Origin of the sequence: Adhaeribacter swui, from assembly GCF_014217805.1 — a bacterium.
Classification (GTDB): Bacteria; Bacteroidota; Bacteroidia; order Cytophagales; family Hymenobacteraceae; genus Adhaeribacter; species Adhaeribacter swui.
Window position 1 is genome coordinate 3,902,990 of record NZ_CP055156.1, and the last position, 13,820, is coordinate 3,916,809.

Genomic DNA, 13,820 nt, shown 5'->3' on the forward strand with positions numbered 1-13,820 from the left:
GACGCCGCCTGATAAAATTTTCAGGTGCGGTTTTATTTGATTTCTGGTGAGCCAGCAATTTAAATAAGTTTTACGCTCACCAGAATGGAAGCCCAGGCCGACAACCAGACTATCCGGAATTTAAAAAAATGGAAAGGAAATATTTTGCAACCTGGTTCCGCTTGAACCAAGCGGACAGGTATTTGATATGGATATACAAGTCGGGCGACGTGGATGAGCCGGAAGAAGTTTGGTTAAATGAACAAGGCCAGATTCCGGTTTTTACCAGCGAAATTGATTTAGCCATTTATGCCGCATCTAAGAATTTAAAAATTGAAAATGAAGAACCTATTTTACACGACTTAGATGCGGTGGAAATATGGTTGCAAGAACCCGATGACTACATTAGTTGTAATGATTGTTTGGCGGCCTGGAATTTGTTTACCGATGTAGCCTATACCTTAATGCTAACCTTTAACGGCGACAAACACGCCCGGCTGCGCAATCGCATCTACGATAAGCTATTTTGGGGCAACAATGATTTTGTGGGCGATCCTATTCTGGGGCATCCCAGTGGAGACTATTATTTCCCGGAATGGAGCAAAGCAGAAGTTTGCAAACTCGCCAAAATACTAAAGCAAGGGTTTAAATTATTTCGCCGGTATATCGTGGAAACAGACGTATTTCAGTATGCTTTGTTAAATCAATTTTCTGCGGAACCAGGCAAATAAGCAAGTGTAGCTCCAATACCGTTTGTCCCAAAAGGGCTTCAGCTTAACTTAATCCAGGCTTACTATAGAAAAGCCATAATTTACTTTTTAGTTTGCCTTGGAGTTTATTTTAAAGTAAAGGCCCGCCTTACAAGCGGGCCTTTTTGCCGTAGATGAACTGTTGCTACTTCCTAACGTAATCACTTTATCATTTAAACAGTAAATTGCCGGCATGAAAGATTTATTTGCCCCGCACTTTACCTTTCGTGTGAGTGGCCGTTTGTGGGTCGAAAGTGACCAGGACCGTTTTCTGGGCCCCGGCCGGATTGAACTGCTGGAAAAGATTCAGGAATTTGGTTCTATATCTAAAGCGGCGGCAGCCATGGGAATGTCGTACAAAAAAGCCTGGGATCTGGTGGCGTCCATGAATCAACAAGCCCGAAATCCGCTGGTAGTAGCGCAAACTGGCGGTACCAAAGGCGGCGGCGCTCACGTAACTAAAGCCGGAGAACAGGCCATCAGCAGCTACAAATTGTTGCAAGCCAGGTTCCAGGCTTTCCTGGAAAACGAAAACAAAGCTTTGTAGAAGAATATCTCCGCTATGTATTTTAAAATATAACGGGTTTAATTACTTTTGGTGGTTGTTATATTTTTAAAAATATAACGATGTAGGATAATCTAAAATCCGCCTATGCGCCACCTTACTCTTGGCTTACTTTTTCTTCTGTTGGTTACTTTTATCATTCGCGCTCAGGATAGCTATTTACTCGCGGGTAAAGTTGTAGATGCTACCACGCAGCAGTCCATACCTTTTGCCATTGTTACTTTAAAAGGCACGTTAACGGGCACCAGCGCCAATGCTAACGGGAAGTTTTTTTAAAAAATCAGGCATAATACTCCGTTTACGCTCTTGCTTCGGTCAGTGGGTAACCAGGAGATAGAACAAAATATTACGGAACGAAGTAATCGCACGTATTATTTGCAGCCCCAAAGTTTGCTGACCAATGAGGTGGTAATTACGGCTTCGCGGGTAACGGAAAAAAGCTTAGAGTCGCCGATTACCATTGAACAGCTCGATCAATGCGCCATCCGGCAAACCCCGGCCCCCACGTTTTTTGATGCCTTGGAAAGCACGAAAGGCGTGCAAATGACCACGGCCAGTCTAGGTTTTAAGGTGCCCAACACCCGCGGCTTTACCAACTCTACCAATGTACGTTTTCTGCAGTTAGTAGACGGGGCCGATAACCAGGCCCCAGTAATAGGGGCGTCTGTTGCGAATGCGGCGGGCCCAACCGAGTTGGATATTGAGCGGGTAGAAGTAATTCCGGGTACGGCTTCGGCTTTATACGGCATGAACTCCCTAAACGGACTGGTTCATTTTATTACCAAAAACCCTTTCGAATACCAAGGCTTAAGTGTGTACCAACGAACCGGAATCAACCATGTAAACGATGCACAAACCTCAGCTCACTTGTTAACCGAAAGCGCTGTCAGGTATTCCAAAGCACTTAATAACCGTTTAGCGTTTAAGGTAAATGTATCTTACCTGCAAGGCTACGATTGGTTTGCGCATCAAACTACCGATTTAAATCCTAACGCGAATGCCTCCGTCCAGTTATTGGGTGCTGATAATCCAGCTTTGGACCCGGTAAGTTCGTACGGTAACGAAAGTTCTAACCGGCGGACACTGACTTTAAACGGGAAGAATTACGTGGTAGCCCGAACCGGTTACTATGAAAAAGATATTACTGATTATACTTTACAAAATTTAAAAGCCGATGTAGCGCTGCATTACCGATTAACCACGCAATTAGAGGCTTTGTATAGTTACCGCACCGGTGAAATGGACAACGTATACCAGCGTACCAATCGTTTTAAGCTGGATGATTATACCGTTGATCAACATGTGGTGCAACTACAAGGCAAAGCCCTGCAATGGAAAGCCTATCTAACCCGGGAGTTATCTGGCAATTCATATAATATCCGTTCGCTGGCCGAAAACCTGGATAAGCATTTTAAAACCGACGAAGTGTGGTTTCGGGATTACCGGACAAATTTTGAGAATAGCCAGCAAAATGGGCTAGGGGTAGCCGAAAGCCATCACCTGGCCCGTTCCTTGGCCGACCAGGGCCGCTACCAACCTGGCACTAGCCGCTACGACAGCGCAGTGAACCAAATAATTAAGATAAATAACTGGGATGTAGGAGCTGCGTTGCGCACCAAAGCCACGCTTTTGCATACCGAAGGACAGTACGACCTGAGCGACCAGCTTAAATTTGCCCGTTTGCTGGTGGGCGGCGACTTTCGTTTGTATTCCGTTTTTCCGGACGGAAATTACTTTATTAACCCCCGGGAAGCCGGACATAACTTACTGTACCGGAAGGGTGGCGGTTTTGTGCAGCTTTCGCGCAAGTTTCTCCGGGAGCGTTTGCAGGTAAATGCCACTTTGCGCTACGACCAAAACGAATACTTTAAAGGTATTTTCAACTCGCGATTTTCTTCGGTATATACTTTAACGGAAAATCATTTTCTGCGGCTTTCGTACCAGAATGGTTACCGGTTTCCGTCGTTGTTCGAAGCTTTTTCGAATGTAAACAGCGGTGGGGTTAAAAGGGTAGGCGGCTTGCCGGTTATGTCCGCGGGGATTTTTGAAGATAGCTATATCCGGACTTCCATCGATGCTTTTTCGGCTGCCGTTAACCAACAGGTAAATCAACAGCAAGTTTCCCTTCCGGAAGCCATCCGCCAAAATGCGGGCTTACTTAAAAAATCGAATTACGATTACATTCAACCCGAACGGATTAACTCCTGGGAAGTAGGTTATAAAAGTGTAAGCCGGAATAACCGTTTGTTCTTGGATGCTGATTTTTATTTTAACAGTTACCGCAATTTTATTGCCCAAGTAGAAGTAAACCAAATAGCTAAGCGCGGTGTGCCCACCGACTCTGTTCCTTTTTACCTCTACGACAAACAAAAACAAGACCGGTACCGGTTATGGACTAATTCCACGAGTACAGTTTTTAATTACGGTTCTTCGGTGGGCATCCGGTTTCAGTTTTATAAAAATTACTCGCTGGCGGGCAACGGCAGCCTGGCTAAACTTTACCGCAAAACCCTGAACGACGGCCTGGAAGAAGCTTTTAATACTCCCACCTGGATTACCAATCTGAGTTTAGGGAATTCACAAATTTTTAAAAATTTTGGTTTTAATATAGCCTGGCACTGGCAAAACAGTTTTTTGTGGCAGTCGTCGCTGGGTACCGGTACGGTTCCGGCATACCACACCCTCGATGCCCAGGTAAGTTTAAAAATTCCGGAAAGTAAATTACTCGTGAAAGTGGGCGGCAGCAATGTGCTTAACCACCAGTATTACCAAATGGTAGCCGGTCCCACCATCGGGGCAATGTATTACGTTACGCTCCTGTTTGATGAGTTCTTGCGTTAGTAAAATCTTCCATTTTTAAAATTAATGGATTTTACTGCAAAAGTTTTTGCCACTCCGGATGGCGCCGGATGTAAGCCGATACCGCCGGGCACGAGGCAATTACTTTAAAATTGTTATCCTGGGCGTATTGCAAACCGGTTTTAATTAATTCGTTGGCTATACCTTGGTTGCGCAGTTCTTCATCCACGTAGGTATGCGAAAAATCAATGACCTTGTCCTGCGGTAAGGAATAAGCTAATTCGCCGCTGCTGCCGTTTATGTCAATTGTAAATTCTTGATCGTCGGGGTTATGTTTAACGGAGTAATTTTCCATGGTTTTGCCTATTTACGATAATGCCTTGTAAGTACCAGATTTAAGCTAAAAGGTTTTAGGTAGGCTAAAAATAAATTTTTTAAAAAATAGCCATTTTGGGTAGCAATAAACTTACTGGTTAATCAGTAAAATTAAGAATGGCAGCATTAAAGCCAACGATAACCAGAACCACCGCAGTACCTGGTTTTTGTGTTTCCGCGGCACCAGGTTGCTCAGCACCAGTAAGGCCCCAATTACCACACCCAGGTAAAGCAAAATAAAATAAATTACATTTACCCAACGCGGCACAATGGTAGGGTCTTTGGTATCCTGGGTAAAGGGCTGATTAAACAACAAGTATTGCAAACCAAAATACAAAGCCGCCTCAAAGGCTATAAAGTATATTAGTTGCAGCAGGTTTTCGAAGAGAAAAGAAAATAGCTTTTTCAAACATAAAAGGTTTACCTCTAAGTTAAACTATTTTTAAAAAAGAACGCCTGCTTTATGTAGTAATTATATATTGATTTAATTGAATATAGTATATTTGGTTAAACTGTTCCGGATGTTGAATATTTTGTGCGGATAGATGGAGTAAATAAATGAAATATAAAGCAGAAAACCGGAATTACTCCGTTTATCCAGCTAAATATGGAAGATATGGAATAACTCCGTTTATCTGGTAGTTAGGCAAAAATGTAAAAATGAAAAATCTGATACTTACGCAGCTCCTCCTTCTCATAACATGCCTATCAACATTTGGCCAAACTTACTCATCAATTATTGATGACATAGAAATAACAGCCTTTATCCACAACCAGGCAAAAGGAAAATATAATCAGAAGATAAATAACTGGAAATTGGAAGAAGTATACCAGCCCGACTCCGTTTTGAAAAAATTAGGAAGTTGGAAAACCTTGACGCCTAGTGAAAAAAGAAATTATAGCTTTAACTATGGTGAAGCCCCACTTCTCGCTGATTTCTTAACAAGAGCCGACTTTGAGTTCATCAAAGAGCAGATTTCTGGATTAAAGGTAAAGGAATGGCAAACAGTAAAGGAGTTCCAAAAAACAAAGAATTCAGAGCACAATAAGGATGAGTACTATATTTATTCAGTACCTCTGTTCAGCAAAGACAGGAATTACGCATTAATGAAGACTGAATTATATTGCGGTAATCTATGTGGTTGGTCATGTGTAGAATTATTCAAAAAAATTGAAAATGGGCAATGGGAGAATAAGGGTTGTTTTTCCAAAAAAGTCTATTATTAAAAACATCTTTGCCTAACGTCTCTGCTAAACGTCAGCCTTCGGCCTATGGCCTTGCCCGTCGTTTAGCAGAGACGTTAGGAGTAATTAAGAAAATTGTGACAGACCTGAAGAAATACCTTAAGCCCTTCCAGGAGTTTTATCTTGCTGTTAAAGAAGGGGTCGACAATAAAATTCCAGGAGAGCTAAATGAGAAATCAGTTCTAGAATTTGTTGTAAAAGGGGCATTTATGAAATGCTTAGAGTTTAATTTATTTACATGCCAAGTAGAATCATCGGAATCTTCTTACTTTCAGATGGCAACTTTAAGAGGAATCTGTGAGGATTTAATTATTTTGGCCTATTTAAATACTTTAAGTGAAGCTGAAAGGAACGATTATCTTTCTTTTCAATTGAACTTTGAAATTCAAAAAAGCTTAATAGTCCAACACGAATTTCTTAAAAAGTGAATCCTACTCAAATAGTTCTTTCACCTCAAAAGTTAATACCTCAATCAAGAATTGATTTTGTTAAAAACAAGCCTAATGATAGGAAACAAGAATTAAAAAAAGGTTATAAGGTTCTTCCTTCAGTTTATGTTATGGCTAAGAAAACTGGATACGAAGAATTATATACATACTTTTATTATGCAACTTCAAGTCTTGTTCATTTTAGACCTGATATTTTAGCAAAAATGGCATGGGGAACTTTTGGAGAAGACGGAAGACTAAAAGACTATACAGTATCAATTAAAAATTTTAGTAATTATTATCTGGAATTTAATCTGGTCTACGGTACTTATTTATTTAAGGAGTTTATTGGAAATCACTTTTATGAAGTAGCTATGAGTATCGAAAATAAATTAGATTGGATAAAAAAAATTGATGCTTTATTAGATAGGGACTGGCCAGAATTAGTAACGTTTGAACACATGAACATAAAGCCTCCCAGCTCAATTATTAGAATATTAAAAAGAGCTACTTACAATTTTAAAGAAGAATAACTACCCCTAACCACACCTAAACGGCAGCTACGCCACCGCATGCCTCGTAGGTTACCAGCAAGGCTAACCGGCTGCAGATATCACCGCCTCACAAAAACCAACCAAAGCCTACCGACCACCAACCCGACAACTCATTTTTGGCTAAACTAAAAATTGATTTGGCTAAATTTGTTTGTTTCAGTTGTGGCACTTTTGCATCATTAAAAAGAAAAAAGAATGATGAACATTATCTCGATTCGAATAGTTACGGCTGATGTTAATAGCTTAGTAACGTTTTACGAAAAAATTACCGGGTTATCTGCTATCCAATACACCCCTGACTTTGCAGAACTGAAAACCGAATTGGCGACTTTAGCTATCGGCAGCACCAACACCTTGAAATTCTTTGGGGGCCATGAGGTGGCTAAAGCAGCCCAAAATCGCTCGGCTATAATAGAGTTTAAAAGCTTAAACGTAGATGAAGATTATGAAAGGTTGCGTGATTTTATTCAACCTTACCTTGTTCAAGAACCAACAATAATGCCTTGGGGCAATAAATCGCTTTTGCTTCGTGACCCTGACGGAAATCTTATTAATTTTTTTACCCCCGTTATCCAAGAAGCCATTAAAAAGTTTGATGGTGCCAAATTTAATAGATGAGAAATAAACAGCCATTTCGGGTAAAATCAATCAGCGAGTTTCATCAATTGCGCGGTTTGCCAAAACCGGCACACCCTTTAATAAGTATCGTAAACCTGGAAGACGTACAAAAGTTTCCCGATACCATTTCAAGTTTGGTGCTTGACTTATACTCCATTTCGTTAAAAAGAAATTTTACGGGAACAATTAAATATGGGCAGCAGGAATATGACTTTAACGAGGGAACCCTGTTTTTTATGTCGCCCAATCAGGTTTTCAGCATTGAACATAATCCCAACGAAACGGTAAAGCAATCCGGTTGGAAATGGGTTTTACTCATTCACCCCGATTTTCTTTGGAACACACCGCTTGCCAGAAACATTAAACAATACGAGTTCTTTGATTATTCGGTAAGTGAAGCCTTGTTCCTTTCCGAAAAAGAAGAAGTAATAATTGATGGCATAATCGCCAACATTCAGCAAGAATATCATACGAATATTGACAAATTCAGCAAGCAAATTATTATTTCTTACATTGAAGCTTTACTCAATTATTCTGAGCGATTTTACAATCGTCAGTTTATCACAAGAGAAAAAGCCAACCATCAAATTTTAGAACAGTTGGAAAAACTTTTGATCGATTATTTTAATAGTGAGGAGTTGATTTCGAAGGGCTTACCAACCGTTCAATATGTTTCCGGAAAGTTAAACGTATCGCCCAATTATTTAGGTGCGTTATTGAAAGTTTTAACAGGAGAAACAACACAGCAACACATTCACAAAAAGCTGATTGAAAAAGCAAAGGAAAAACTATCTACAACTAATTTAACCGTAAGCGAAATTGCGTATCAGTTAGGTTTTGAACATTTGCAATCATTCAGTAAATTGTTTAAAACCAAAACAAATTTTTCGCCTTTAGAATTTAGACAATCGTTTAATTAACAAGCCACAACAACGACCAACAAAAAGCCCGTGCTGGTAACATTGATTTGATAACACCAAAAATTTTATCCATCTATTAATTGAAGCAGCATAACTTTCAAAAATCTTACATTGCTAATTCCTTGCCTTCGGCAATATTTAAGATTTTTAACAACATTAAATAAAAGAATGTCGGAAGAAGAAATTATATTTTTAGTTACGGAAGAACTTCAAAACCCCATACTAGGTGTTACTCAGCAGTATCTGGAAATACATAAGCCCGTTACCATTGATGATAGGTTAAAAATTGACAAAGTAAATACAAATAGCGAAGCGGGTACAGCTATTGTCTATATTCCGGTTGTTGGAGCGTGCTTTCACTTCGCTGTTTATGTAGATTTAAAAGAAAAAGCCGTAACTGGAGTAGGAACGGAATCATACAACCGGGTTTACTTCAGGGTAACCTCTGATTTATTTACCTTGGATGAGTTAAAAGCGTTTACAACTTTGTCGCCAACTTATGGCTGGAGCAAAGGAGATTTGAGCAAAACAGGAAACCAGCCTTACAATTTCAGCTCAATAGAATTTATGCCAAATCCGGAACCAGACGAATTTGAGAACAAACTTAGTAAACTCCTAGATTTTCTGGAGCAAGACACGGATGGAGTTCGGCAGCTAGTTGCAGAAGCCCATGGTGGAATAACCGTTGTAATGGACTTTCATAATGGGAACGGCATGCTCGGCGGAATGTACATTGATAGCTTAAGCATCCAAAGGATGGGAAAGCTTAACCTTTTCATTGATTTTGATTTGTACGCCAGTGGCAATAGCTTTAAAGAATAAAAATTAAGGCTGCTCATCTTGTGCATAAGCCATACCCGGCTGCGCCTCACAGCTTGTACTAAACGTAAGCAAATAATAAATTTTTAATTTTTAAATTTTAATTAAAATAAGGGAAATATATACAGACATCTTACCAATTCCTAAATATATTAAGGCAATAGATTAAATCGAAAGATAAATCGGGATAATACTTAACAATTTATTTGATGTTCCTCAACGAATCACACAATCAAGATTTTGTGGTAAGGGGGTTAGCAATGTAAGAAACACTATTTTTGTGGTAAGGGGGTTAGCAATGTAAGAAACACTATTTTTGATTATTACAGATTTTAATGCGTGCCACCAAATACTGGAAATAAGTAGCAACATACGGTCAGCTAACCTATGTTAAGATTGGGTTTAATCAACTTTATGGATATTTTTGGATTTGACTAACCTTATGAAAGCTAGCTTTTTATTATAAGTAATTTAAAAAAATGTTAATATTAACGGGTAACTATCACTGAATTTAAGGTTTAGCTTGTCTTTTATCTTTTATCAAACGAAAAATGGCGTAAACTCCGGGTAGCATTGGTAATACGGCGGTATAGAGGCCTGCAAAGTAATAATGGCCGGTAGTTTGGTAATAGTAGTTCGGCATGGCAGCAATTTCTACGCCTTTAATTACCCTGCTAATATCCTGGGGATTTGCCGGATCGATTTGCGGTTCTAATAAAGGGAAAATAAAATGGGTGAATTCGGCTACACCCGGACCAATAAAAATAAACCACGCCACAAAACCTGCTAGTGGTATTTTGTAGTACAAGCCCAGGGTGGTTAAGGTATAAATGGTAGGACCAATCAAAGCAAAAATCAATAAAAAACTTTTTTCACTCCACGGAATGTTAAATAACCTGCTCATAGCAGGTCCGAACCCCATTTGGTATTCTTCCACAATATGTATTTGCAAAGCAGCAACCGTTAATACAAATAAGGGTAATATGATTTTAGGATCTGTCGGATTTTTAAAATAAGTGAAATACCAGCACACAAATCCGACAACAGCAGAGCCACCCACAATAATTACCGGAGGTAACCCAATTTTTAAATAACCTATAATAGGAGCTAAAATGCAGAGGCAAACGGCGACAGTTAAATTAAAAAATTGGTTAATTCTTGAAGTTTTCAAGGCTTAAGTTTTGGTGCCTTTAAACTTCCAAAGAAAAAAAGATGAATTATTTTACAAATGTTAAAAACTATTTTTTAGCCCTGATCCGGCTTAAGGAAACCTGAGTAATGCCTAGATAACTTGCCAGGTCGCCTAAGCTAATTCGTTGCAGAAGTTGCTTGTTCTCGCTTAAGAAGTGGTTATAGCTCTTAGTTCCGTTTTCTTCCAGCATTTCGCTAATGCGTTTCATCATGTTAATAGAAGCAACAGAAACTAACTTTCTGAAAAATGTTTCGATGCGATGATGCTTATTACATAATTCTTCTAAATGAGTATGGGATATGAAAGTTAAAGAAGTATCTTCTAAGGCTATAATGGAGTAAAGCGAAGGGGTTTGCGTTAAAAAACTATCCAGCACCGTAAACATGGAGTACTCCGGAAAAAAACGCATAATAAATTCTTTGTCTTCTTTTAAAAAGAAAGTTTTAGTAAGTCCTTCGTTTATAAAATACAGGTGTTTGCAAACTTCACCATCTCGCAATAAGTAGTCACCCTTAAGGACTGATTTTGTTACTAAATTATTTTGCAAAGCAGCCATTGCTGGTGCATCGAGTGGAGAAAGCCGGATGGCATAATCAATAAAACTAGCCCTGATCATATTGATTGATCTGTGTATACTTGGCGGATAGCTGTGATTATATTAAACTTTATAAGGGTTCCTTTGTAACTGGTTAAGCGAAAATAAAAGAGTTTACTATTCTGCCTCCGGTTTTAATTATTCAAATTTTTGTAAATCGGTTTTTATTTAAAATTAAAGCGCCAGAAATAAGAAAATTTAAAAAATGAATAGCATAGAATAGTTGAGTTTTGTGCGGGATAACAGGTAGTTTTTACAAGTTATTTCATGCAAATCAACCGTAAACAAAAGATTTAAATTAAAATTATTTATACCTTATTAGCTCCTGAAACTACCGTTATATTTATATTATCAAAATTTTAAAAGTTATGGGCTGTTCAACCAATAGCAAATCCTCTAATACTTCTTGCTTTTTCCTGCTAGGTTAAATCATTGTATCAGAATAAAGAATTTCATCTTCCGGAACCTCTAATTTGGTTAAGATTACCTTATCAATGCGTTTGCCATCCATATCCACAATTTCCATTTCGTAACCATTAAATGCCAACTTTTCTCCGGTGTTAGGCAACCGGGTTAATTGGTAGATGATAAAACCGGCCAAGGTGGTATAATCGGCAGCCGCCGCCGGGATTAAGGCTTGCTTTAAGGCTTTATTTAAATCCGAGATGGGAATAGCGCCGTTTACCAGGTAAGATTTTTCGTCGCGCGGTACAATGTCGGCTTCATCGGTTTCGTCCACATCCGGAATATCGCCCACAATACTTTCCAGGATATCATGCAAGGTTATTATGCCAATGGTAGCGCCAAATTCATCGACCACAATGCCTAAATACTGTTTTTGCTTTTTAAATAAAGTTAAAACATCCCGGGCAAACATGGTATCGGCCACATAAATGGGCTGCTTTATAATTTCCAGTAAAGGCTTGTGCTGCACCATTAAGTTTTCGTAAAAATCTTTGGTGGCTAAAATACCTACCACGTTGTTAAAGTCGTTTTCGCAGATCGGGAATTTGGTGTGGGCGCTTTGTTTGATTTTTTCCTGAATAGTTTCTAAAGTAGCATTTAAATCAATCCACTCGGTATCGAGCCGGTGGGTCATTAAATTTTTAGCTTTTTGGTTGGCGTATTGAAAAATATTCTGGTGCAGCTCTGTTTCGTCGCGGCGAATAACGCCTTGTTTCCCGGCGGTTTTAATAAGCTGCCTTAATTCATCTTCTGACATTTTATCTTCGCTAGAGTCTTTAATGCCAAATAAGCGAATAACCAGGTTAGTAGATACCGAAAGAATTTTTACCAGCGGCAAAGTTAAAGAGGTAAACGTTTTAATGATGGGAGCTACCAGAAAAGCAATTTTCTCGGCATTGCCCAGAGCCAACGTTTTCGGGATTAATTCCCCGATAACAATCGAAAAGTAAGTAATCGAGCCAATTACTAACACCAGAGCTAACCAATCGGCATAGGGTGCTAAAAAAGAAACCTGGCTTAATAAACCTTGCATATCGTCGGTTAAGGCGGCGCCGCCGTAAGCACCCGAAATAATTCCAATTAGGGTAATGCCCACCTGAACCGCTGAAAGAAAATCTTCCGGTTCCTGAATTAATTGTAAAAGAGCGCGGGCATTTTTACTGCCCTGCTGGGCTTTTTCTTCCACGCGACTTTTACGAACAGAAATAATGGAGATTTCAGAAATGGCGAAAAAACCGTTGAGCAAGGTTAAAATAAAAATGATGGCTATTTCCATTTTGGCTTAGAACTATGTGCCTTTAACGATTAAACTTAAAATTTGGGTATAAATAAAAGAATGGCTTGGTTCTGCTATTTATAGAGTCAAGTCCGGGTAATCTATTAAAGCGAGGTAAGGCTCTAAAAAACAGATGTTATTAAAGCTGCGGATGATTACAATTTTATTGGATTGCAGGTGGTACCAGATTTCGGCGTAAAAGGAGCCCATATCGTAAAGTAATATCCGGTGCTTTACGTAATTACGCATTAGCAGAAAATTGCCGCGCTGCCAGATTAAATGGGCCTGGTCTTCTTTTAAATTTTGTTGAAATTCGGGAAGGGTCATAAGTTAATGGGCGGCTAAAGCCAATTAAAAATTTTACATACTCCATATTTCCCAGCTGCCCAGGTAAGCAGATTAAGTTGCAAATGCTTTCGGTGGAAAGGCTACGGCTGATCGGTACTCTTCCGAACCAAAGCGGGCAAAATTTTAAAAAACTGATGCCGGAAAATAGCTTTGTTGAATCAGAAAATTATTCAGGTTTTCGTCTGGCTTAGGGTTTACTTCTGAATAATAGATGGAGGATTATGTTGTCGGAGCAATAGTTCTTGGTTCGCCGTTAGGCTTTTACCAGCAGCTTACTAAGTTCATATATAGTTAGCATAGCGCCCGAATCTTTTTTTAAGCTCCAATTAACAGATGTTGGCAAAAGAGCCTTACCAAAGCTGTTGGACTGAAGGCTTGTGATAAAAAATTTTGGAGGAGGAAAGAAATTTAAAATTCCGGTGGCGGACTAATTACTCGCAAATATTTAGAAAGATAGAAAGAAGCAGTTTGGATTGTACATACCCGGGTAATAAGCTGGTACGCTGCATTGGGAGGGAGATAGGTACTTAGTTGGTAGAAAAAATCAATTTTTTTAAAATTTGAGCCGGTGCCACCTTGATCGTCGGGTTCATCGTGTTCTGCCACTGCATTGTGCATACCCAAACAATTCTCCAGAATTAACTCCGTGACGCTCTCTACGTCGTTAAACGTAAGATCTTCGGCTGCGGAAACAGGTCTATTATCCGGGGCATCAATACTCAGGTTAAGGATGTGGCAAGCCAATACCAACCAGAAACAACGGAACAATATGTGAAACCTAAGTCGCTGCATCGTATTTGGTAAATGTATAAATAACAAGCGCAGTTTTTTACCAATTTAGTAAATTAATGTTTTACGTATAGATTATTCACTTACCAAAACAGATTGGTCGA

General features: G+C 39.2%; 17 protein-coding genes. 10 read left to right on the forward strand and 7 right to left on the reverse strand.

All coding sequences use genetic code 11. The annotated features are described in order from the left end of the window. The first annotated feature begins 182 nt into the window (after nucleotides 1–182). The 4 genes from HUW51_RS16305 (at nucleotide 183) to HUW51_RS16320 (ending at nucleotide 4,134) form a co-directional block, all read left to right on the forward strand. Entirely contained in the window at nucleotides 183–710 is a 528-nt protein-coding gene (locus HUW51_RS16305; protein ID WP_185270688.1) for a hypothetical protein, read from the forward strand. A gap of 211 nt (nucleotides 711–921) precedes the next feature. After that, a complete protein-coding gene (locus HUW51_RS16310; RefSeq protein WP_185270689.1) occupies nucleotides 922–1,275 on the forward strand; it encodes a winged helix-turn-helix domain-containing protein in 354 nt (117 codons plus the stop codon). Nucleotides 1,276–1,380: 105 nt separating this feature from the next. Beyond that, nucleotides 1,381–1,569: a carboxypeptidase-like regulatory domain-containing protein gene (locus tag HUW51_RS16315; protein ID WP_185270690.1), complete on the forward strand. Its 189-nt coding sequence runs from the start codon at nucleotides 1,381–1,383 to the stop codon at nucleotides 1,567–1,569. A 30-nt stretch (nucleotides 1,570–1,599) separates the two neighbouring features. Further along, nucleotides 1,600–4,134, forward strand: coding sequence for a TonB-dependent receptor (locus HUW51_RS16320; protein WP_185270691.1), 2,535 nt, complete (start codon nucleotides 1,600–1,602; stop codon nucleotides 4,132–4,134). A gap of 31 nt (nucleotides 4,135–4,165) precedes the next feature. On the opposite strand, the gene HUW51_RS16325 is transcribed toward HUW51_RS16320, so the two are convergent. Then, nucleotides 4,166–4,447 (reverse strand): GNAT family N-acetyltransferase, encoded by a 282-nt coding sequence (locus HUW51_RS16325; protein WP_185270692.1) that lies wholly within the window; start codon nucleotides 4,445–4,447, stop codon nucleotides 4,166–4,168. A 111-nt stretch (nucleotides 4,448–4,558) separates the two neighbouring features. Beyond that, nucleotides 4,559–4,876, reverse strand: a complete 318-nt coding sequence (locus tag HUW51_RS16330) for a hypothetical protein (RefSeq protein ID WP_185270693.1) — start codon at nucleotides 4,874–4,876, stop codon at nucleotides 4,559–4,561. Between the two features lie 251 nt (nucleotides 4,877–5,127). Between HUW51_RS16330 and HUW51_RS16335 the strand changes: the two genes are divergently transcribed. From HUW51_RS16335 to HUW51_RS16360, 6 genes are all read left to right on the forward strand, one after another. Next, nucleotides 5,128–5,694, forward strand: a complete 567-nt coding sequence (locus HUW51_RS16335) for a hypothetical protein (RefSeq protein WP_185270694.1) — start codon at nucleotides 5,128–5,130, stop codon at nucleotides 5,692–5,694. An 8-nt stretch (nucleotides 5,695–5,702) separates the two neighbouring features. Continuing rightward, the gene (locus tag HUW51_RS16340; protein WP_185270695.1) at nucleotides 5,703–6,140 is read left to right on the forward strand and encodes a hypothetical protein; all 438 of its coding nucleotides are present in this window, start codon (nucleotides 5,703–5,705) and stop codon (nucleotides 6,138–6,140) included. Beyond that, nucleotides 6,137–6,673, forward strand: coding sequence for a hypothetical protein (locus HUW51_RS16345; RefSeq protein WP_185270696.1), 537 nt, complete (start codon nucleotides 6,137–6,139; stop codon nucleotides 6,671–6,673). The genes HUW51_RS16340 and HUW51_RS16345 overlap by 4 nt, the downstream gene beginning before the upstream one ends. A 216-nt stretch (nucleotides 6,674–6,889) precedes the next feature. Then, nucleotides 6,890–7,312: a VOC family protein gene (locus HUW51_RS16350; RefSeq protein WP_228466685.1), complete on the forward strand. Its 423-nt coding sequence runs from the start codon at nucleotides 6,890–6,892 to the stop codon at nucleotides 7,310–7,312. Further along, nucleotides 7,309–8,232 carry a helix-turn-helix domain-containing protein gene (locus tag HUW51_RS16355; protein ID WP_185270697.1) on the forward strand — a complete coding sequence of 308 codons (924 nt, stop codon included), beginning with the start codon at nucleotides 7,309–7,311 and terminating at the stop codon, nucleotides 8,230–8,232. The genes HUW51_RS16350 and HUW51_RS16355 overlap by 4 nt, the downstream gene beginning before the upstream one ends. Nucleotides 8,233–8,400: 168 nt before the next feature. Next, nucleotides 8,401–9,054 carry a DUF4279 domain-containing protein gene (locus HUW51_RS16360; protein WP_185270698.1) on the forward strand — a complete coding sequence of 218 codons (654 nt, stop codon included), beginning with the start codon at nucleotides 8,401–8,403 and terminating at the stop codon, nucleotides 9,052–9,054. Between the two features lie 508 nt (nucleotides 9,055–9,562). Here the strand turns inward: HUW51_RS16360 and HUW51_RS16365 are convergent. From HUW51_RS16365 to HUW51_RS16385, 5 genes are all read right to left on the reverse strand, one after another. Next, a complete protein-coding gene (locus HUW51_RS16365; RefSeq protein WP_185270699.1) occupies nucleotides 9,563–10,222 on the reverse strand; it encodes a hypothetical protein in 660 nt (219 codons plus the stop codon). Nucleotides 10,223–10,289: 67 nt separating this feature from the next. After that, nucleotides 10,290–10,859 (reverse strand): Crp/Fnr family transcriptional regulator, encoded by a 570-nt coding sequence (locus HUW51_RS16370; RefSeq protein ID WP_185270700.1) that lies wholly within the window; start codon nucleotides 10,857–10,859, stop codon nucleotides 10,290–10,292. A 403-nt stretch (nucleotides 10,860–11,262) separates the two neighbouring features. Beyond that, nucleotides 11,263–12,579 carry a hemolysin family protein gene (locus tag HUW51_RS16375; protein WP_185270701.1) on the reverse strand — a complete coding sequence of 439 codons (1,317 nt, stop codon included), beginning with the start codon at nucleotides 12,577–12,579 and terminating at the stop codon, nucleotides 11,263–11,265. A 78-nt stretch (nucleotides 12,580–12,657) separates the two neighbouring features. Next, nucleotides 12,658–12,906: a hypothetical protein gene (locus HUW51_RS16380; RefSeq protein ID WP_185270702.1), complete on the reverse strand. Its 249-nt coding sequence runs from the start codon at nucleotides 12,904–12,906 to the stop codon at nucleotides 12,658–12,660. A gap of 429 nt (nucleotides 12,907–13,335) precedes the next feature. Then, nucleotides 13,336–13,719: a hypothetical protein gene (locus tag HUW51_RS16385; protein ID WP_185270703.1), complete on the reverse strand. Its 384-nt coding sequence runs from the start codon at nucleotides 13,717–13,719 to the stop codon at nucleotides 13,336–13,338. Between the last annotated feature and the right edge of the window lie 101 nt (nucleotides 13,720–13,820).

Excerpts from the sequence above, each read along its gene's own strand:
- HUW51_RS16360 (WP_185270698.1), top strand. The coding sequence starts at position 8,401 with ATGTCGGAAGAAGAAATTATATTTTTAGTTACGGAAGAACTTCAAAAC.
- HUW51_RS16325 (WP_185270692.1), bottom strand. The coding sequence starts at position 4,447 with ATGGAAAATTACTCCGTTAAACATAACCCCGACGATCAAGAATTTACA.
- HUW51_RS16370 (WP_185270700.1), bottom strand. The coding sequence starts at position 10,859 with ATGATCAGGGCTAGTTTTATTGATTATGCCATCCGGCTTTCTCCACTC.
- HUW51_RS16380 (WP_185270702.1), bottom strand. The coding sequence starts at position 12,906 with ATGACCCTTCCCGAATTTCAACAAAATTTAAAAGAAGACCAGGCCCAT.
- HUW51_RS16315 (WP_185270690.1), top strand. The coding sequence starts at position 1,381 with ATGCGCCACCTTACTCTTGGCTTACTTTTTCTTCTGTTGGTTACTTTT.
- HUW51_RS16355 (WP_185270697.1), top strand. The coding sequence starts at position 7,309 with ATGAGAAATAAACAGCCATTTCGGGTAAAATCAATCAGCGAGTTTCAT.
- HUW51_RS16335 (WP_185270694.1), top strand. The coding sequence starts at position 5,128 with ATGAAAAATCTGATACTTACGCAGCTCCTCCTTCTCATAACATGCCTA.
- HUW51_RS16350 (WP_228466685.1), top strand. The coding sequence starts at position 6,890 with ATGATGAACATTATCTCGATTCGAATAGTTACGGCTGATGTTAATAGC.
- HUW51_RS16385 (WP_185270703.1), bottom strand. The coding sequence starts at position 13,719 with ATGCAGCGACTTAGGTTTCACATATTGTTCCGTTGTTTCTGGTTGGTA.
- HUW51_RS16375 (WP_185270701.1), bottom strand. The coding sequence starts at position 12,579 with ATGGAAATAGCCATCATTTTTATTTTAACCTTGCTCAACGGTTTTTTC.
- HUW51_RS16310 (WP_185270689.1), top strand. The coding sequence starts at position 922 with ATGAAAGATTTATTTGCCCCGCACTTTACCTTTCGTGTGAGTGGCCGT.